This is a genomic window from Amycolatopsis sp. WAC 04197, assembly GCF_003947475.1.
GTDB lineage: Bacteria > Actinomycetota > Actinomycetes > Mycobacteriales > Pseudonocardiaceae > Amycolatopsis > Amycolatopsis japonica.
Window position 1 is genome coordinate 533,440 of sequence record NZ_QHJK01000007.1, and the last position, 20,247, is coordinate 553,686.

Sequence of the window (20,247 nt, forward strand, 5' to 3'; positions counted from 1 at the left end):
GGCCTCAGAACGGTGGCGGCTCGTCGACTCCCGGGCGGGGTTCGTGCAGCGGTGGTGGTGTGGTGTCGAAGCGCTGTCCGGTGGGTGTGGTGATCGTCAGAGTGCCATCAGAGGCGAGCCGGTAGGTCCAGCCGGGTTCGTCTTTCAACCGGTGGTCGCGGCGGCAGAGGTCGATGAGGTCGGTGTCGGTGGTGTGCCCGCCGTGCTGCCACGGCACCGCATGATCGAGATCGCACGCCTGAGCCGGACGATGACAGCCGGGTCTTCGACACTCACGGTCCCGTACCCGCACGAACTCGGCCAGCCCCGCGCTGGGCCGGTAGCGGTCGCGGCCGAGATCGAGGACCTGCCCGGACAGCGGATCGGTGATGATCCGCCGCAACACACTGTTCCCACCGGCGGCGATCTCCCTTGCCAACGTGGCAGGGATCGTGCCGTGCCCGGCCAGCTCCGCCGGATCATCCTTCAGTCCGAGATAAGTGAACAAATCCATGTACAGGAACACTTCGCTGCGCTCACTCGCCCCGCCCTGACCGCTGAGCAGCAGATCGAGCGCGACATCCGCCCGCAACTGCTCCAACGTACGAGTCTCACCACCGGTTCTGAGAGCCCGCGCTTCGCGGTCGATCCGCTGATACGCGGCAGCGACTTTCTCCACCGGTCCATCCTCGACCTCGATCGACGCCACCCCGGTCTCGCCGTGTCGCATAGTGAGGCGGCGGCCTTCACGATGCTGCTCGGCCCGTTTACCGGCACCTTCGGGATCGACGGTGTTCGCCGCATGGTTGGCGGCTTTCCGCACCTGATCCGGATTCTTGTCCCCGATCCGGTCCTCCAGCACGGCGTCCACCGCACGAGCATCCTCATCCGACAGCCACGCGGTGGCCGAAGCGACCTTCATCGCGCTGAACCCGGCCAGTTTCCCTTCATCCATCAGGTTCAACGTGCGGGGCAGGCGGCTGGTCAGCGCGTCCGCGGCGGCGACCAGCGCACCCGCATGAGTGTCCACAAGGGACAACTCAAGCGCGACCTCTTGCGCCACGCTCCGTGCGCCGTCGCGATGCCGGTTCAGCTGCGCGAGCGCCCGGAACCGGACCGCTTCCAGGCGCGCGATCCCCGCCGAGGCGGCTTGCGCCAACGCGACGGAATCCTTGTCGTCCAACATATTCGCGGCATCGTTCACCGCGGCCAACACCTCGGGATCGACGATGCTTTCCAAGAGCGCCACAGGCGCGGAATGAGTATCCACCCCACGAACATACGACCCACCACCGACAATTCCCGACCCCACGAACGACCAAAGCATCACCGATTTTCGGCAACGAGCCGGCTCAGTTCGAAGACCGCCCACCATGGCCGGTACCCGGCAACAAAACCGGCGGCCCATTGCCGAAAATCGGTAATGCCTCGACCAAAACCCAAGAAAGCCCTACATCACATCCCGCACAACCATCCGCTCCGAAGCCCGCTCGATAGCCGCCTCGACCGCACCCACCCGATCAGCCAACAGCCCCACAGCGCCGACAGCGCGGCTCATCGGGTCCTCATCGTCCCCGCCCAGCGCTTGCGCACGCAGATAAGCAGCCTTCACGTCCGCCCATCGTTGCGCCTGAGAGACGGTCAGCCGTCCGCGAAGTTCGGCCAGCTTCAACAGGTTGGCTTCGGCGCCCGAAGTGAGCGTCTGCGCTTCGCCGGCGTAGTGGTCGTCGATCAGCGCTTCCAGTTCGGCGTCGTTCATCGCGGGCACGATCCGGCCGGCGAGTTTGTTCATGTTGCGGTACGAGCCTTGCAGCTGGAAGGGCGGTTCGACCCGGGACGCGTCCGCTTGCGCCGCGGAGGCGATGTACGCCTGGTTGTTCGTCAGGACGATCTGTTGCACCTTGATCAGTTTTCGCAGCACGGCGAGGATCTGTTCCAACTCGGTCGCCGAGTACGCGTGTTTCAGCTGATCCGCGCGCACCGCGCCGTCGCCGCGGGCCAGCCGGACCAGAACGTCCACATCGGACCTTTCCCGGGAGACCAGCGGGGCCAGCACGCTGTTGGCGGTGAGCGAGTTTTCGATGTAGCTCAGTGCGAACAGGTCTTCCTTGCCCGACAGCACATCGCCGAGATTCCACACGTCCGCGCGGTTGGCGAGCATGTCCGGGATCCGGAACCGCTTGCCCTGCTCGGTGTACGGGTTGCCGGCCATGCAGACGGCGAACCGCTTGCCGCGCAGGTCATACGTCCGCGTCCGGCCCTCCCAGACGCCTTCCATCCGCCGCTGCGCGTCGCACAGCGAGATGAACTTCTGCAACAGTTCCGGCGAGGTGTGCTGGATGTCGTCCAGATACAGCAGCACGTTGTTACCCTGCTCCAGCGCGAACGAGATCTTCTCGACCTCTTGCCGCGCCGTCGCGTTGGGCGCGTCCGCCGGATCCACCGAAGTGACCTCGTGCCCGAGCGCAGGCCCGTTCACCTTCACGAACACCAGCCCGAGACGGCTCGCGACGTACTCCATGAGTGTCGTCTTGCCGTAGCCGGGCGGCGAGATGAGCAGTAGCAGACCGGACTGGTCGGTACGCCGCGCGTCACCCGTCGCGCCGAGCTGTTTCGCGAGGTTGTCGCCGATCAGCGGCAAGTAGACCTCGTCAAGGAGCCTGTTGCGCACGAAGGCGCTCATCACCTTCGGCTTGTACTCGGCCAGCCGCAGCCTGTCGCGTTCGGCCGCCACCAGGTCGTTGCGCAACCGTTGGTACGCCCGGAAACCGGGGACTCGGTCGCGCCGGAATCGCCGAGTCCTGGCGAGCGTCTCGTCGAGCCGCAGGGTCAGTGACCGGTTGACGATCCGCGGATGCGAGCCGAGCAGACCGTCCACAGTGGCCGAAAGCTCGGCCGAAGAGTCGTACCGCGGCAGGTCGGCCAGTTCGATCGCGACGGCCTCCGCGAGTTCGTCACGAGAAAGACCAGCCGAGTCCACAAAGGACGAAAGCCAGGCCTCGGCGAGCTGATGACGATCCGCCAGATCTTCGAGCGCACGCAGATCTTCGGCGAAGCTCCGGCGGTCCAGCCGGAACTTGTCGAGCAGCGTCCGCGCGCCACCGCTGGTGACGAACCCGGGCGACGCGTCGGCCAGTTCCTCGAACAGGTACTCGCCGGCGAGTTCGAGATCCAGCGTCAGCCCCGAGGACGTCGCGAACGCGGCCATCGCGTCGGCGAGTTCCCTTGCCAGCGCGTCGATCGCCGTGGTGTGCCCGAATGCTTCCCGCACCCGCGAGAGCGACGCGGCACGTGTGGTCCAGGCGGACTTCGCCGCTTCTTCGGCGCCGAAAGCCCAGAACAGCTGGGCGGCGGCCCGGGCGGCGGGCGGATACCGCAGCAACCCGGCGGAGGACCGCAGGCGCACCAGCACCGCCAGGATGGCGGCGGCGTCGTGGTCGTGCACGCCACGCGCGTAACCCTCGTCGTAACGATCCCCTGCCGCACGCCGGACGACATCCAGCAGATCGCCGTCCTGCAAGTCCGGCTGTTCGGCCAGGATCGACGTCGCCAGGTACTCGGCGCGGTAGACCTCGGCCGACTCCGAGACCAGCAACTGGTCCCAGTACGGCCGCGTCTCCTCGAACGCGGGATCCCGCACCGGCGAACGATAATCGGTGCCGGTGATCGCGAACTTCATCCCGCCGTCGTGCGGCACCAGGGTGAGGTCGATGTCCTGCGTGTTGACCGCAAAGGTGTTGCGGCCCAGGCGGATCGTCTCGCCGCCCTCGCCGTAGAGGTCGAGCCTGTCGCGCAGTGCGCGCCCGGCTTCCTGGCGCGCGGCCTTGACCCGGCCTTCGAGCTCCTCGGCGCGCACCTGATCACCGAGGTCACGCAGTTCGGTGACGACGCTGCGCAGCTTCGCGACCATCGGGTCGGAGGCGAAGTAGGTGTTGATCTCGTCGACCGAGCCGAGCGTGCCGACCCGCCGGGTCACGCTCGTGAGGATCCGCTCGGCGGAATCGACCAGCCGGTCCGCCCTGCGCGCCCGCTCGTCGAGCAGTGCCTGCTTGCGCGAGGAGAACGCCTCGTAGACGTCGGTGCGCTTCTCGCCGAGCGACGCCAGGAAGTCGTCGAACTCCCCGAACCGTGATTCGAGGTTTTCCAGCTGCAGCAGCAGTCTGCCGAGCTGTTCGTCGCAGCGGTCGGGCGTGTCCGCGACCGCGAGCCCGCCGGTGATCGCCTGCGCGAGCAGCGCGAACTCGGCGGCGAACTCGGCCCGGCCCTCGGTCTCCAGCAGCTCCTTGCGCCGCGCGTCGAGGGTGGCGCGAGCCCGGTTGACCGCGCCGATGACCTCGCCGACGCGTTCGAGGATCTTCGTGCGCACCACGGCGTCCGCGATCTCCAGCCCGCCCACGACGTCGGTGAGGACTTCGAGCCCGCCGGACTGCTCGTCCAGCCGTTCGGCGACCGGGACCGCTTCGGCGACCGTGGAGATCGCGCCCGCCGCCTCGATGAGGCCGTCGACCTCGGCGTGATAGCTCGTGAACGCGTCCTCACCCTGCAGGAACCGGACGGCCCGCTGCGCCGCTTCGCTGAAATTCCCGTCGAGATCGGCGATCAGCTTGTCGACGCGGTCGGTGTCGACGTACCGCAGTTCCCGCACGGTGACGAGATGTCCGCGCGCACGGTGCATTTCCGCGAGCCTGCGCACCCACGCGTCGGCCGCGTTCAGCGCCTCGCCGCGGACCTTGCGCACCAGCGACGCGGTCTCCGCGGCCGCTTCTTCGACGGCTTCGGCCGCCTGCGCGGTGAGCGAGGTGACCGTCTCGAATTCGTCGAGCACCTGCTCGGCGGTCACCCGGACGTCGGACAGCGGCGACCGCAGATCGCCGAGTTCGGCCTCGCCGAGCCAGTGGTAGTGGTCGAAGACCCGCGAGCACGCGGCGATCAGCGCCTCGAACACCGCCGCCGACGGCGCCATCTCTTCGACCATCCGGCCGATCGAGAGACAGTCGGAGATGCCGCGGACCAGATCGGCGTTGCCGACCCGCTCCAGCGGCCCCGTCCCGGCCGGCTGCGACGCGGCGTACGTGTCCGACTGGAACGGCGTCCGCCACACCTGCATCGGGTGCACGCGGCTCGGCTCGTCGGACAGCGCGCGGAACAGCACCATCGTGCCGTCGTCGAACAGCGAATACCCGTGGCACGGGATCGGGTTCGAGACCTCTTTGCGGATCACGTTGTACGGCAGGAGCAGCGAGCGTCCGTCGGCCCGCGCGTGGAAGACGTAGAGCACGTCCTCCCCGTTGGGCGAACGGATCACGCGCTCGAATTCGAGACCGTCCACAGTGGTGTCGAACGTCTTGCTGACACCCGTGTCGAGGTAGTAGCCGCCGGGGAAGATGATCCCGTGGTCCTCGGGCAGCCGCTGGCACGCCTGCCCGATGCCGTCGAGGCGCACCACGTTCCGGGTGCGGGTGTTGAACACCAGGTACCGGTACTCGGTCTCCTTGTACGGCAGCATCCGCAGCAGGATCAGCGGGCCGATCCTGGCGTAGGAGACCTCGGCGTCGGCCAGGCTCTGCAGTGGCTCGTCGACCGGTTCGGAGTAGACGCCTTCACCGGTCTCGGTGTTGTTCTCGACCTTGATCGTCAGGTTGCCGCCGACGGTCTCGACGAACACCTCGTCCTCGATCGAGATATGCGGATGCCGCCCGAGGACGTGCTGCTCGCGGCCGGTCTCGACCCATTCGAAGTCGTGCGACGGCGGGAAGACGTGATCACGTTCGCCCCGGCTGTCCACATAGGACACCTTGCCGTCGGCGGCAACGCCCCAGCGCAGCACGCGGATGTCCTCGGTCCGCGGGCCGATCTGGAACACCGCGAGCAATTTGCCCTCGACCCGCCGCAGCTGCAGCAGCTTCGCCTGCCGGTAGTACCGGTACAGCTCGGCGAAATCGCGGACGAACTGCTCGTCGCGCAACAACTCCGGCAGTTCCTCGGCCGGCACGTCGTCGAAGCGGAACGCCTCGTCGTCATGGCTGAAACCGTGCAGCGAGAAGACGTCGTCGACCGTCGTCTCCGGTTTGAGGCCGATGAAGACGTTGTAGCCGAACAACATCCGCCCGCCGACCGACACGACGTCGCGCGGTACGCAGTTGTTCGCGGTGCGGATCCGCTCCGTGCCGATCAGCGCGAGCTGCGCGCTGCCGAAGACGCCGAGCCGCGCGGTGTTGAGCTCGTCCGCGCGTTTCGCCAGTTCGGCGGCCTGTGCGGCGAGCCGGGCGCGGAGCACCTCGTAGGTGCCCGCGTCCAGCTGCTCCGTTCCTGCCGCCGGTTCGGTCGTCGTCACTGCTTCGCGGGGGCGAGAGCGGCGACGGACGTGTCAGCGAGGCCGAGCCGCTGCGCCATGGCCAGCAGCTCCTGCACCTTGCCGCTGTCCGGGCCGCCCGCCTGCAGCTGCTTGGCCAGGAAGGCCGACAGCGTCAGGTTCTTCACGTCGTCGGTGCTCACCGAGCCGACCAGTTTGGTCAGGTCGTCGGTGAAGCTGCCCGTCCCGTCGAGCCACGACTTCCCGAGCGTCTGGACGACGTCCGAGTGCTCGACGAAACCGTCCACGCTCTTGCCGAGGCCGATCGAGCCGATGACCTTCTCGAAGAACATGGTCTCGCCGCCGACGATGTCGATGTCGGCCTTCTCCAGCCCGATGCCCAGCACCGTGGCCTGTGCCTCGGCGACCTCGCGCTGCACGTTGAGCGCGGCGAGCCGGATCTCCTTCTCGGCCTCCAGACGCAGGCGGTACTCCTCGTGCTGGCGGCTGGCGGAGTCGAGCGCGGCCATCGCGGCGGCCTTCTCGGTGAGACCTTCGGCCTCGCCCTTGAGCTTGTCGCGCATCGCGTCGGCGAGCACGATCGCCTTCTCGCGTTCGACGATGGCCTCGGCGCGGCCGACCTTCTCCAGCGCGTCGGCGTCGCGTTCCTTGACCTGCGCCGCGGCCAGGCCGACGGCGGCCTCCTCGGCCTGGATACCTTCGGCCAGGCGGATCTTCGCCCTGGTCTCCAGCTCGGCGGCCTGCTGGCGCGCCTCGGCCAGCGTCAGCTCCTCGCGGGCCTTGTGCTTCGACGCGGCCTCGGCGGCTTCCGCGGCCTTGATGTCCTTGACGAGGTTCTCCTGCGCCTCCGCCTCGGCCCGGATGATGATGGCCTCGCGCTGACGCTGCGCCTCTTCGACGACGCGCAGCTTCTTGATGTTCTCTTCCTGCTCCGCCACGGTCTTCTCGACCGCGATCCGCTCGCGGATCACCTCGGCGATGGACCGCTTCTCGGTCTCGATCTCCTTGTCCTTGGCGATCCGGGACAGCTCGGTCTCGCGTTCGCGGCCGATGACCTCGAGCAGCCGGTCCTTCTCGATGCGCTCGCTCTCGATGGCGATCACGCGTTCGCGGTTCTTGCCCGCGACCTCGATCTCACGCTGCTGGTTCTGGTGCTGGATGCCGAGCTGCTCGTCCGTGCGCAGTCCGGCGGCCTGCGACTTGAGCCGCTCCTCCGCCTGCACCTTGGCGATCTCGGCCTCTTCGCGGGCACGCATGGTCTCGACCTCGCGGCGCTGCTTGATCTCCGCGTCGGCCTGCCGCCGCTCCAGTTCAAGGATCGCCTCCTTGGCGTCCACGTTCTGACGGGTGATCTCCTTCTCCTCGCTGCGGCGGAACTCGTTGGTGCGCACGTGCTCGATCGCGGTCAGCTCGGTGATCTTGCGGATACCCTGCGCGTCGAGGATGTTCGCGGAGTCGAGCTGCGCCATCGGCGTCTGCTCGAGGTAGTCGATGGCCGCGTCCTCCAGGCTGTACCCGTTGAGGTCGGTGCCGATGACGCGGATGATCTGATCGCGGAATTCGTGGCGTTTGGTGTAGAGATCCACGAAGTCCAGCTGCTTGCCGACGGTTTTCAACGCCTCGGAGAACTTGGCGTTGAACAGTTCCTGCAGGGTCGCCTCGTGGCTCGCGCGTTCGGTGCCGATGGCCTGCGCCACCTTGATCACGTCCTCGACGGTCTTGTTGACCCGCACGAAGAACGAGATCCGGATGTCGGCGCGGATGTTGTCCCGGCAGATCAGGCCCTCGCGGCCGGTCCGGGTGATCTCCATGGCCTTGACCGAGGTGTCCATGATCTCGGCCTTGTGCAGCACCGGCAGGACGATCGCGCCGGTGAACGTCACGTCGACGCGGCGGACCTTCGAGATGATCAGTGCCTTACCCTGCGGCACCTTCTTGAACAACCTGGTGATCGTGAAGAGCAAGACCAGGAGGATGACAACTACCACGGCGATCAGAACGCCGGCCCCCACGCTGATGGCACCCATAGTGTTCCTTTTCTGCTTCAGATGTCCAAAGACTCGACCCAGAAGAACTCGCGTTCGGAGTCGTAGTCATAGAGAACCACGCGGCTGCCCGCCGTCAGGTTGCCTTGGCCCGCCTGCCGAACGTCCACAATGGCCGTCGACCCGTCGGCGGCGGCGACTTCGGCCTGCCCGAAGTCGTGGGTGACCGACGAGGTGCGGATGACCGCCGCCCTGCCGACGAAGTCCTTCCTGCTCGGTTCCCTCGCGGGACCGAACACCCGGCGTAGTGGCACCACGATCACCCTCGTCCCGAGTGTGCCGAGGACGAGCGCGACGGCGAGCACGCCGACCCCGAACCCGATCCTCGATGGTGTCGAAAGCTCAAGGTCATCGAGAAGAACCGTCCCTGCCAGGCTGGCGAACCAGGTGAATGCGATCAGCAAAGAGAGCGAAATGGACAGTGGGACGCCGCCGAAACCGGCCAGGAGCCCGTCGCCGCCGTCGAAGTCGTCGACATCGACCGCGCCGAGCAGTGCCAGCAGCCAGTAGCCGATCACCACGATCAGCAGGAAGCTGAAGAGCACGGCCGGGAACCCCAGAGCCGCGGTGACGAACCCGCCCATCGCCGTCGTTCCCTCCCCCATCACCCCGGGTCAGGACTATAACCAGCGCGTGACGCCGGGCGGGCCGTTTTCGGCTACGACTGGGTCACGGTGTGCGGAAGCGTGCGGAGTGGTCGTGAGTGGTAAGTGACGTTCTAACGACACTTACCACTCACGACCACCTGGACCCACGCCCTTCCGCCGCGTTTCGTCCTCTGAATGCGACCGGTCGCCCAGGGTTACGCCGACCGGCGGTCCGGAAGCCATCCGGTTGGACCTGTCGCGCCATCGGGGCGAGCCCTACTCTCCAGTATTGAGAGTGACACAGGACACACCACGGTCTTGGGAGGCTCCATTGGGTTGGCACGTTCGCGAGACGATCGACGAGGATCAGCGCGAACGGCGGATCCGCCACGTCACCCGGTGCCTGAGTTGCACGCTCACCTGCGTCCATTGTGGACTCCCCGCGCGTTTCTCCGTGCCCGCCGGGCATCCCGGGCTCGGCGTCGTCGAACACCTCCCCGGCGTGACCTCCCCCGCTCTCCCCGATCTCGCGCTGCTGCACCGATTCTGCCGGGACAACCTCGCCGCGGAGCCGGGGATCGCGCTCAGGCGCGCCTATCTCGGCCTGGCGACCGAACTCTTCGAAACGGGACGGCGGATCCGCCGTCACCGCAGGCTCGGCGTGCATCCGCCACGGCCGGGCCATCTGGATGCCTACCGAAAACGGTGGCGAGTGGCCAAAATGCGGTACGCCTGCAAGGCGTGCCGGTACTACACCGGCTCTCACTGAGCCGATTCTCCCCCGGAGGACTCGTGCTCGTTCGTCTCATCCTCGGTCTGCTCATCACCGTCGCCGGCCTCGCCTTCGCCGCCCGTCGCGCCGTCTGGCTCTACAAACTGATCCGTTCCGGCCAGCCGGACGAGAAACGCTCCGACGTCATGGCCGTCCGCGCGAAAACGCATCTGGCCGAGGTCTTCGGGCAGCGCAAACTGCTCAAATGGTCCGTCCCCGGGCTCGCGCATCTGTTCACGTTCTGGGGTTTCGTGATCCTCGGTTCGGTCTACGTCGAGGCGTACGGCGCCCTCTTCGACCACGACTTCCACATCCCGCTCATCGGGCACTGGGCGGTCCTGGGTTTCCTGCAGGATTTCATCGCGGTCGCGGTACTCGTCTCACTCGCGGTCTTCGCGGTCATCCGGATCCGCCAAGCGCCCGAACGGAAGGAGCGCGCGTCGCGGTTCTTCGGCTCGCACACCGGCGGCGCCTGGCTGATCCTGTTCATGATCTTCAACGTGATCTGGACGATGTTCCTCTTCCGCGGCGCTTCGGCGGCGGTCGGCGTCTTCCCGTACGAGTCCGGCGCATGGGTCTCCCTCGGCGTGGGCGAACTCCTGGAGCCGCTGGGCACGTCGGTCACCGAGCCGCTGGAAACCGTCGGGCTGCTGCTGCACATCGGCGTGATGCTGGCGTTCCTGTCGATCGTGCTCTACTCCAAGCACCTGCACATCTTCCTGGCGCCGGTCAACGTCACCGCGAAACGGCTCCCGGACGCGCTCGGCCCGCTGCTGCCGATGGAATCCGGCGGCAAGCCGATCGACTTCGAGGATCCGGGCGAAGACGACACGTTCGGCCGCGGCAAGATCGAGGACTTCACCTGGAAGGGCATGCTCGATTTCGCCACGTGCACCGAATGCGGCCGCTGCCAGTCGCAGTGCCCGGCGTGGAACACCGGAAAACCGTTGTCCCCCAAGCTTTTGATCATGGATCTGCGGGACCACCTCTTCGAGAAGGCGCCGTACATCCTGGACGGGAAGGAAGCCCCCGAAGAGCGTCCGCTGGTCGGCACCAAGGAGGACTTCGGGGTCATCGACCCGGACGTCCTCTGGTCGTGCACCACGTGCGGCGCGTGCGTCGAGCAGTGCCCGGTCGACATCGAGCACGTGGACCACGTCGTGGACATGCGCCGCTACCAGGTGATGATCGAGTCGGCCTTCCCGAGCGAGCTCGGCGTGCTGTTCAAGAACCTCGAGACCAAGGGGAATCCCTGGGGCCAGAACAACTCCGACCGCCTCGCCTGGACTAAAGACCTCGGCTTCGAGGTACCGATCTTCGACGGTGAGCTCGCCGACGACGTCGAGTACGTCTACTGGGTCGGATGCGCGGGCGCGTTCGACGACAACGCCCGCAAGACCGTCCGCGCCACGGCGGAACTCCTGCATCTCGCCGGGGTGAAGTACACGATCCTCGGCACCGACGAATCGTGCACCGGCGACCCGGCGCGCCGCTCCGGCAACGAATTCCTCTTCCAGATGCTCGCGCAGCAGACCGTCGAGACGCTGAACGCGGTGTTCGAAGGCCGCGAGCCGGGGACGCGCAAGATCGTCACCACCTGCCCGCACTGTCTCAACACCCTCGGCCGCGAGTACCCGCAACTGGACGGGCACTACGAGGTCCTGCACCACACGCAACTGCTGAACCGGCTCGTCCGCGCGGGCAAGCTGACGCCGGTGAAACCGGTCGACGCCGGCCCGGTGACCTACCACGACCCGTGCTACCTCGGCCGCCACAACAAGGTCTACGAGCCGCCGCGCGAACTCGTCGGCGCGACCGGCGCGACGCTCAGCGAGATGCCCCGGCACGCGGACCGCTCGCTGTGCTGCGGCGCCGGTGGCGCGCGGATGTGGATGGAGGAGCAGATCGGCAAGCGCATCAACCTCGAACGCGTCGACGAAGCGCTCGGCACCGACGCCGAAACGATCGTCACCGGCTGCCCGTTCTGCCGCGTGATGCTGAACGACGGTCTCGTGCAGCGGCAGAGCGAAAAGCGTGGCGAGAACGTCACCGTGCGCGACGTTTCCCAGCTACTGCTGGAGTCCGTACGGGAACGGGACCGGACCACCACCGAGATTTAAGGCACACGTGAGTTGGAAGTTCGGCATACCGAACTCTAGACTCACGGGATGGCGAATCTGCGCAAGACCGTGTGCGCGCTGGCGGCGTCCGCACTCGTCCTGTCCGCGTGCGGCGGGCCCGCCGGCGGCACGGACGACAAGCGGCCCGTGGTGCTGACGACGTTCACGGTCCTGGCGGACGTCGCCTCGAACGTCGCGGGCGACAAGCTGAAGGTCGAGTCGATCACCAAGCCCGGCGCGGAGATCCACGGCTACGAGCCCACGCCGGACGACATCAAGAAGGCAGCGAAGGCCGACTTGATCCTCGACAACGGACTGAACCTGGAGGCGTGGTTCGCCCGGTTCGTCAAGGAGAGCGACGCGCCGCACAAGGTGGTCAGCGAAGGCGTCCAGCCCATCGCCATCGGCGAAGACGCCTATCAGGGAAAGCCGAACCCCCACGCGTGGATGTCCCCGAAAAATGTGGGTATCTACGTGGACAACATGGTGAAGGCGTTCAGCGAGCTCTCCTCCGGCGACGCCGCCGTGTTCAAGGCCAACGGCGACGCCTACAAGGCGAAATTGCAAGGGGTGCAGGACGAGATGACGAACGCGCTGAGCGCACTGCCGAAGAACGAGCGCGCGCTTGTCACCTGCGAAGGCGCCTTCTCCTATCTGGCGCGCGACACCGGGCTCACCGAGCGATACATCTGGGCGGTCAACGCCGAACAGCAGGCGACCCCGCAGCAGATCACCCGCGCCATCGGGTTCGTCAAGGAGAACAAGGTCCCCGCGGTGTTCTGCGAGTCGACCGTCTCCGACGCCCCGATGCGGCAGGTCGTCTCCGCGACCGGGGCCGCGTTCGGCGGCGTGCTCTTCGTCGACTCCCTCTCTGGGCCGGAAGGCCCGGTGCCGACGTACCTCGACCTCATCCGCCACGACTCGAAGACGATCGTCGCCGCGCTCACCGGGGCGAAGCCGTGACGGCCGCGATCCGCGTCGAAGGCGTCACCGTCCACTACGGAGACGTCCTCGCGCTCGACGGTGTCGACGTCACGCTCGATCACCGCCGCGTGTGCGGACTGGTCGGGATGAACGGCTCCGGCAAGTCGACGCTGTTCAAGACGATCATGGGGATGGTCCGGCCGGACACCGGCACGGTGTCGATCGACGGCGGCGCCCCCGCCCGCGCCCGCAAAACCGGCGTGATCGGGTACGTGCCGCAGAGCGAAGACGTCGACTGGTCGTTCCCGCTGTCCGTGCGGGACGTCGTGATGACCGGCCGCTACGGGCGGCTCGGCTTCACGCGCCGTCCGCGCCGCGCCGACCACGAAGCCGTCGACCACGCGCTGGAGCGGGTCGAGCTGACCGAACTCGCCGGACGCCAGATCGGTCAGTTGTCCGGTGGACAGCGCAAACGCGCGTTCGTCGCGCGCGGGATCGCCCAGGGTGCCCGTGTCCTGCTGCTGGACGAGCCGTTCGCCGGGGTGGACAAGCGATCCGAGGCCACGATCACCCGGCTGCTCAAGGAACTCGCGGCCGGCGGCGCCGCGGTCCTGATCTCCACCCACGATCTGCACGCGCTGCCCGGCCTGGCCGACGAGGCGATCCTGCTGATGCGCAAGGTGCTCGCGCACGGCTCCCCCGGCGAGGTGCTCCGGCCCGAGAACCTCGCGCTGGCCTTCGGGCTCGATGTCCTGCAACGGGAAGAAGAACTCGCGTGAGTCTGTACGACCTGTTCCTCGAACCGCTGAGCTACGACTTCATGGTGCGCGCGCTGGCATCCACGGTCATCGCGTCCGCGGTCTGCGCAGTGCTCTCCTGCTGGCTGGTGCTGATCGGCTGGTCGCTGATGGGCGACGCGGTCTCGCACGCGGTGCTGCCCGGTGTCGTGCTCGCCTACGTCCTCGGCGCCCCCTTCGCGCTGGGCGCCGTGGTCTTCGGTTTCCTCGCGGTGGCGCTGATCGGCGTCGTCCGGGACACCAGCCGGGTCAAGGAGGACGCCGCCATCGGCATCGTGTTCACCACGTTGTTCGCGCTCGGTCTCGTGCTGATCTCGGTGACGCCGAGCCAGACCGACCTGAACCACATCATCTTCGGCAACCTGCTCGGCGTCGACGCCTCGGATCTGATCCAGATCGGCGTCCTCGGCGCGATCACGCTCACCCTGCTCGTGCTCAAACGCCGTGATTTCACCTTGTACGCCTTCGATCCCACGCACGCGCACGCGATCGGCCTCAACCCGCGGGTGCTCGGCGCCGCGCTGCTCGGCCTGCTCGCGCTGACCGCGGTGGTGGCGCTGCAGGTGGTCGGCGTGATCCTGGTGGTGGCGATGCTGATCATCCCCGGCGCGACGGCGTACCTGCTGACCGACCGGTTCGGCCGCATGCTCGTGATCGCGCCGTCGTTCTCGGTGCTCGCGGCGGTGGCCGGGCTGTACCTGAGCTACCACCTCGACACCGCGTCCGGCGGGATGATCGTGCTGGTGCAGGGCGCCGGGTTCACGCTGGTGTACCTGTTCGGGCCGCGGCACGGGATCGTCGGGAAGCGGCTGGCCAAGCGGCGGCGGGAAACGGCACGGGCGGCGTAACCGGACAATCACCCCGCGCTCTGTGTCTCTCGTGACATGAGGCTGGGCCTCGCGTTAGGTTAGGCTCCCCTCATGTCTACGGAAGACGCGCTGCTCACCGGCCATGACCTGGTGCTCGCGCACCAAGAGCGGGCCGTGGTGGACGGGGTGTCCCTGTCCCTGCGCGCCGGTACGGTGACCGCGCTGGTCGGGCCGAACGGCTCCGGCAAGTCGACGCTCCTGCGCTCGCTGGCACGGCTGCACAAGCCCCGCGAGGGCGGCGTCCGGCTCGGCGAGCGTGCCGTCTGGGGCGGCAACGCGTTGTCCGGCAAGGAATTCGCCCGCCAGGTCACGCTGCTGACCCAGCACCGGCCCACCCCGAGCGGGGTCTCCGTGCGCGACGTCGTCTCCTACGGCCGGTATCCGTACCGCTCCGGCTGGCGCGGGGTCGACGTCGACGGCGCCGCCGCGGTCCGCCGCGCGATGGAGCTCACCGGCGTGACGGCGATGGCCGAACGCGGGGTCGACGAGCTCTCCGGCGGCGAACTCCAGCGCGTCTGGCTCGCTTCCTGTCTCGCCCAGCAGACCTCCGTGCTGCTGCTCGACGAGCCCACCAACCATCTCGACCTGCGCTATCAGGTCGAGATCCTCGACGTCGTCCGCGATCTGGCCAACGAAGGCGTCGCGGTCGGCGTGGTGCTGCACGACCTCGACCACGCGGCGATCATCGCCGACGAGGTCGTCCTGCTGAGCGAGGGAACCATCGTGGCCACGGGTGACATCGGGCAGGTGCTCACCTCCGAGCACCTCTCCCAGGCCTACGGCGTCACCGTCCACGTCGCGAACGACCCGGTGACGGGCGCGATCCACTGCAGGCCACTCGGGCGGCATTCGCCCAGGCCCGCCTGAGAAATCCAGGAAGAACCATGCGTTTGCCGATCCCCGCCGCCCTCGTCGCGGCGACCGCCCTGCTGCTTTCCGCCTGCGGCACCACGGAGAACACCGCGGCCGCGCCGGGCGAATCCGCCGCCGCGAGCGGACCGGTCACGGTGACCGACGCGCGCGGCAAGGCCGTCACCCTCAAGGCCCCGGCGAAGCGCGTCGTCGCGCTGGAGTGGGGCGAGGCCGAGATGGTCGCGTCGCTCGGTGTCATGCCGGTCGGCGCCGCGGACGTCGCGGGCTACAACGTCTGGGACAAGGCCGCTCCCCTGTCCGCCGAGGTCAAGGACGTCGGCAAGCGCAACGAGCCCAGCGTCGACGCGATCGTCGGGCTGAACCCCGACGTCGTCATCATCGCCGACGAGCGCGACTCGACCCTGGTCCCGCAGATCGAGAAGTACGTGCCGGTCGTGGTGACCAAGTCCAGCGACGCGAGCCGGAACTTCGACCGCCTGCGCGAGGACTTCAAGCTGATCGCGAAGACGGTCGGCAAGGAGGCCGAGGCGGACAAGCAACTGTCCGAAATGGACGCCAAACTCGCCGAGGGCAAGAAGGCCGTCGAGGCCAAGGGCGCCGCGGGCACCCCGTTCCTGATGGCCGACGGCTACCTCGAAGGCAGCACCGTCAGCATCCGCCCGTTCGGCAAGGGTTCGCTGGTCTCCGACACCGCCGAGGCCGTCGGCCTGAAGAACGCCTGGACCGGCAAGGTCGACCCGCAGTGGGGTCTCGGCCAGACCGACGTCGAGGGCCTGACCGCGATCACCGACCCGAAGACCGTGCTGTTCTACAGCGCGTCCGAAGAGGACGTCTTCACCACCGGGCTCGCGCAGAACGCCGTCTACCAGCGGCTGCCGTTCGTGGTGTCGAAGAAGATCCACAAACTCGAGTCGGGCACGTGGACCTTCGGCGGACCGAAGTCGATCATCCTGACCGCCGACCAGATCGTGAAGGCAGTCACGGCCTGATGCGTGCCCGCACCATCGCGGTGTCGGCGGGACTGGTGGTGCTCATCGCCGTCCTCGCCGGCATCCACCTGACGCAGGGCACTTCGACGTCCGGTCCGCTGGACGTGGTGAAGGCGATCTTCGGCCAGGGCGACGCGCAGACCCTCGCGGTATTGGAGGGTGCGCGCGTCCCCCGGCTGCTCGCCGCGTTGCTGCTCGGGATCGCGCTCGGCGTCGCGGGCGCGGGAATGCAGTCCGTGGCAAGGAATCCGCTCGCCTCGCCGGACACGCTCGCGGTCAACGCGGGCGCGCATTTCGCCGTGGTCGCCATCTCCGCGTTCGGTCTCTCGCTGCCGCTCGTGCCGGTGGGCGGGGCGGCGTTCGTGGGCGGGCTCGCCGCGGCCGTCGTCGTACTCGGTCTCGCGGGCGGCGGTGCCGCGAGCCCCCGGCTGGTGCTCGTCGGTTCGGCGATGCTGCTGGCGCTCCAGTCGGTGACCGTCCTGCTGCTGCTCCTGTTCGAGGAGGAGACGAGCGGGTTGTTCGCCTGGGGCAGCGGTTCGCTGACGGTGGCCGATCTGCGCGCGACCGGCCAGATGACGCCGATCGTGGTGATCGCCGTGGCGGCGCTCGTCGCGATGGGCGGCAGGCTCGACATCCTCGCCCTCGGCGACGACAACGCGACCGTGCTCGGCCTGCGCGTCCGCCGCACGCGGGTCACCGCGATCGTGCTGACCGTCGCGCTGACCGCGGCGGCGGTGACCGTCGCCGGACCGGTCGGGTTCGTCGGGCTGAGCGCGCCGGTGATCACGCGGCTGCTGCTGCCGATCGCCAAACATCGTGCCCTGCTGCCGGTTTCCGGACTGGTCGGCGTCGTCACGGTGCTCGGCGCCGACGTCGTCCTGCGGGCGACCATGGGTTCGGCCGCCGCCGTGCGGGTGCCGACCGGGGTGGTGACCACGATCGTCGGCGCCGTCGTGATGGTGTGGCTGGCGCGGCGCGGCCGGGGAAGCGGCTCGCGCCGGCCGGCTCCGGCCGGGCGGGTCGGGGTCGCCGGATCGACCCGGCGGCTCGTGCTCATTTCGGTCGTCCTGGTGGCGCTCCTCGCCGTCGTCCCGGTGGCAGGCCTGATGCTGGGCGACCGGATGGTGCTGCTCGGCGACCTCGCGAACTGGGTCACCGGCAACACCGGGACCGCGCTCACCTTCGTGCTGGACCAACGGCTTCCGCGGGTGCTGGCCGCGCTGCTCGCCGGTGCCGCGCTGGCTGTGTCCGGCTGCGGCATCCAGTCGGTCAGCCGCAACCCGCTCGCCGAACCCGGGCTGCTCGGCATCACCGCGGGCGCCGGACTCGGCGCGATCACGCTGATCACCATCGTCCCCGCGGTCGGCGCCTGGTCGATCGCCGGTGCCGCCGGGGCCGGCGCGACCGTGGTGTTCCTGCTGGTCTACGGGCTGGCGTGGCGGTCGGGGCTGGATTCGGACCGGCTGGTGATCATCGGCATCGCGGTCTGGTCGGCCGGGATGGCGCTGATCACGCTGCTGATCGTGGTCTCCGACCCGTGGAACTCGGCCAAGGCGCTGACCTGGCTGTCCGGGTCGACCTACGGCCGCACGCTGGAACAGGTCGTGCCGGTGGCGCTCGCGCTCGTCGCGCTGACGCCGTTGCTGTGGATCAAGCACCGGGAACTCGACCTGCACGCCCTCGACGAGGACACCCCGCGCGTGCTCGGGATGCGCATCGAACGGTCACGTCTGGTGGTGCTGGCGGCGTCCGGGATCCTGGCAGCCACCGCGGTGTCCGCCATCGGCGTGGTGGTCTTCGTCGGCCTGGTCGCACCGCATCTGGCGCGCTCGCTGGTCGGTGGACGGCACGGCCGGATCGTCCCGGTGGCCGCGGCGCTCGGTGCGCTGCTGGTGAGCGTCGCGGATACCTTGGGGCGGACGGTCATCGCGCCCGCCCAGATCCCGGCGGGTCTGGTCATCGCGATGGTCGGGACGCCGTACTTCGTGCTGGTGCTCTGGAAGACCCGGCCCTAGAAGTACATGAAGGCCCCCTTCCTGTACCTAGGCGCAAGGAAGGGGGCCTTCACGTACTTGGCCACCGATGTGAGCGGCCTGGCCGCTTCGAGCTACAGGGTCTTCTGCAGGTGCGTGGCGAGCAGCTTCGTGAAGCGCGCGGGGTCGGCCAGTTCGCCGCCTTCGGCGAGCAAAGCCATGCCGTACAACAGTTCCGCGGTCTCAGCGAGCCCTTCGGACTCGCCCTTCTCGGTGAAGGAGGACCGCAGCCCGGACACCAGCGGGTGCCCCGGGTTCAGTTCCAGGATCCGCTTGATCTGCGGCAGTTCCTGGCCCATCGCGCGGTACATCTTCTCCAGCGTCGGGGTGACGTCGTTCGTGTCGCCGACGATGCAAGCGGGCGACGTCGTCAGCCGCGACGAGAGCCGGACCTCCTTGACCTGCTCCGACAGCGTCGTCGTCAGCCAGGTCAGCAGACCGGAGAACTCCTCCTTCTGCTCGTCGGTGGTGTCGGAGTCGAGTTCGACCTCGCCCTTCGCGACCGACTGGAACTGCTTCTCCTCGTAGCCGGAGACGGCGTCGACCCACATCTCGTCGATCGGGTCGGTGAGCACGAGCACCTCGTAACCCTTGGCCTGGAAGGCTTCCAGATGCGGGGAGTTCTCGATGCTCTGCCGCGACTCGCCGGTCAGGTAGTAGATGTGCTCCTGGCCGTCCTTCATCCGCTCGACGTACTCACGCAGCGACGTGAGCTTCTCCGGGTCGTTCGTCGAGGCGAACGAGCAGATGTCGAGGATGGCGGTGCGGTTCTCGTGGTCGTCCAGCAGGCCTTCCTTGACGGCCCGGCCGAACTCCTTCCAGAAGGTGTCGTACTTGTAGCGGTTCTCGTCGGCCATCAGGGTCTTGACCGTCGACAGCACCTTCTTGACCAGGCGACGGCGGATCAGCTGGATCTGCCGGTCCTGCTGCAGGATCTCGCGCGAGACGTTGAGCGAGAGGTCCTGCGCGTCGACGACGCCCTTCACGAAGCGCAGGTACTCCGGCATCAGCGCTTCGCAGTCGTCCATGATGAAGACGCGCTTCACGTACAGCTGGACACCGCGTTTGCGCTCACGCATGAACAGGTCGAGCGGCGCGTGGCCGGGCAGGAACAGCAGCGCCTGGTACTCGAAGGTGCCCTCGGCCTGGAGCCGGATCGTCTCCAGCGGATCGTTCCAGTCGTGCGCGACGTGCTTGTAGAACTCGTTGTACTCGTCCTCGGTGACGTCGGACGACGGACGGGCCCACAGCGCCTTCATCGAGTTGACCGTGACGACCTCTTCGCCTTCGGTCATCCGGATGGGCCAGGTGATGAAGTCCGAGTACTTCTTGACGATCTGCTTGATCTTCGTGGCCGAGGTGTAGTCGAAGAGCTGGTCTTCGGCGTCCTCGGGTTTGAGGTGCAGGACGACCGACGTGCCCTGCGGCAGGTCCGGGACCGTCTCGATGGTGTACGTGCCTTCGCCCTCGGATTCCCAGCGGACGCCCTCGTCCGATCCGGCGCGGCGGGTCAGCAGCGTGACCTTGTCGGCCACCATGAAGCTGGCGTAGAAGCCGATGCCGAATTGGCCGATCAGATCCTGCGAGGCCGCGGAATCCTTGGTCTCCTTCAATTTCTTCAGGAATTCGGCGGTGCCGGATTTCGCGATCGTGCCGATCAGCGCCACGACGTCGTCCCGGCTCATCCCGATTCCGTTGTCCCGCACGGTGAGGGTGCGGTTTTCGGGGTCGGTCGCGATCTCGATGTGGAGATCGTCGGTGTCCGCCTGGAGTTCCTTGTCGCGGAACGCTTCGAGGCGGAGTTTGTCCAGTGCGTCGGAGGCGTTGGACACCAGTTCCCGCAGGAAGGTGTCCTTGTTCGAGTAGATCGAGTGGATCATCAGCTGAAGCAGCTGACGTGCCTCCGACTGGAACTCGAGTGTTTCGGCAGAGGTTGTCACGGGCCG

General features: G+C 67.7%; 13 protein-coding genes. 8 read left to right on the forward strand and 5 right to left on the reverse strand.

The genetic code is table 11. The features are described 5' to 3' along the window. Nucleotides 1–4: 4 nt before the first annotated feature. From DMC64_RS26355 to DMC64_RS26370, 4 genes are all read right to left on the reverse strand, one after another. A complete protein-coding gene (locus DMC64_RS26355) occupies nt 5–1,228 on the reverse strand; it encodes an HNH endonuclease signature motif containing protein (RefSeq protein WP_125735813.1) in 1,224 nt (407 codons plus the stop codon). 201 nt (nt 1,229–1,429) lie between these two features. Beyond that, nucleotides 1,430–6,313, reverse strand: a complete 4,884-nt coding sequence (locus DMC64_RS26360) for a DNA repair ATPase (RefSeq protein WP_125735691.1) — start codon at nt 6,311–6,313, stop codon at nt 1,430–1,432. Then, a complete protein-coding gene (locus DMC64_RS26365; protein WP_233629818.1) occupies nt 6,310–8,256 on the reverse strand; it encodes a flotillin family protein in 1,947 nt (648 codons plus the stop codon). Before DMC64_RS26365 ends, DMC64_RS26360 begins: the two co-directional genes overlap by 4 nt. 80 nt (nt 8,257–8,336) lie before the next feature. Next, complete coding sequence (locus DMC64_RS26370) at nt 8,337–8,921, reverse strand: hypothetical protein (protein ID WP_037346159.1); 585 nt, start codon at nt 8,919–8,921, stop codon at nt 8,337–8,339. Nucleotides 8,922–9,255: 334 nt separating this feature from the next. Between DMC64_RS26370 and DMC64_RS26375 the strand changes: the two genes are divergently transcribed. From DMC64_RS26375 to DMC64_RS26410, 8 genes are all read left to right on the forward strand, one after another. After that, nucleotides 9,256–9,693, forward strand: a complete 438-nt coding sequence (locus DMC64_RS26375; protein WP_125735693.1) for a hypothetical protein — start codon at nt 9,256–9,258, stop codon at nt 9,691–9,693. A gap of 23 nt (nt 9,694–9,716) precedes the next feature. Beyond that, on the forward strand, nt 9,717–11,816 hold the full coding sequence (locus tag DMC64_RS26380; protein WP_125735694.1) for a (Fe-S)-binding protein: 2,100 nt from the start codon (nt 9,717–9,719) through the stop codon (nt 11,814–11,816). Between the two features lie 48 nt (nt 11,817–11,864). Further along, nucleotides 11,865–12,779, forward strand: coding sequence for a metal ABC transporter substrate-binding protein (locus DMC64_RS26385; protein WP_125735695.1), 915 nt, complete (start codon nt 11,865–11,867; stop codon nt 12,777–12,779). Then, complete coding sequence (locus DMC64_RS26390; protein ID WP_125735696.1) at nt 12,776–13,519, forward strand: metal ABC transporter ATP-binding protein; 744 nt, start codon at nt 12,776–12,778, stop codon at nt 13,517–13,519. The genes DMC64_RS26385 and DMC64_RS26390 overlap by 4 nt, the downstream gene beginning before the upstream one ends. Further along, complete coding sequence (locus DMC64_RS26395) at nt 13,516–14,385, forward strand: metal ABC transporter permease (protein ID WP_199755093.1); 870 nt, start codon at nt 13,516–13,518, stop codon at nt 14,383–14,385. The genes DMC64_RS26390 and DMC64_RS26395 overlap by 4 nt, the downstream gene beginning before the upstream one ends. A 72-nt stretch (nt 14,386–14,457) precedes the next feature. Next, entirely contained in the window at nt 14,458–15,273 is an 816-nt protein-coding gene (locus DMC64_RS26400) for an ABC transporter ATP-binding protein (RefSeq protein WP_125735697.1), read from the forward strand. A gap of 17 nt (nt 15,274–15,290) precedes the next feature. Then, a complete protein-coding gene (locus tag DMC64_RS26405; RefSeq protein WP_125735698.1) occupies nt 15,291–16,268 on the forward strand; it encodes an iron-siderophore ABC transporter substrate-binding protein in 978 nt (325 codons plus the stop codon). Beyond that, a complete protein-coding gene (locus tag DMC64_RS26410) occupies nt 16,268–18,283 on the forward strand; it encodes an iron ABC transporter permease (RefSeq protein WP_125735699.1) in 2,016 nt (671 codons plus the stop codon). Before DMC64_RS26405 ends, DMC64_RS26410 begins: the two co-directional genes overlap by 1 nt. Nucleotides 18,284–18,375: 92 nt before the next feature. On the opposite strand, the gene htpG is transcribed toward DMC64_RS26410, so the two are convergent. Then, nucleotides 18,376–20,241, reverse strand: coding sequence for a molecular chaperone HtpG (htpG, locus tag DMC64_RS26415; RefSeq protein ID WP_037346144.1), 1,866 nt, complete (start codon nt 20,239–20,241; stop codon nt 18,376–18,378). Nucleotides 20,242–20,247 lie beyond the last annotated feature (6 nt).

Coding starts and splice junctions, on each gene's coding strand:
- DMC64_RS26405 (WP_125735698.1), top strand. CDS start 15,291: ATGCGTTTGCCGATCCCCGCCGCCCTCGTCGCGGCGACCGCCCTGCTG.
- DMC64_RS26400 (WP_125735697.1), top strand. CDS start 14,458: ATGTCTACGGAAGACGCGCTGCTCACCGGCCATGACCTGGTGCTCGCG.
- DMC64_RS26410 (WP_125735699.1), top strand. CDS start 16,268: ATGCGTGCCCGCACCATCGCGGTGTCGGCGGGACTGGTGGTGCTCATC.
- DMC64_RS26385 (WP_125735695.1), top strand. CDS start 11,865: ATGGCGAATCTGCGCAAGACCGTGTGCGCGCTGGCGGCGTCCGCACTC.
- DMC64_RS26370 (WP_037346159.1), bottom strand. CDS start 8,921: ATGGGCGGGTTCGTCACCGCGGCTCTGGGGTTCCCGGCCGTGCTCTTC.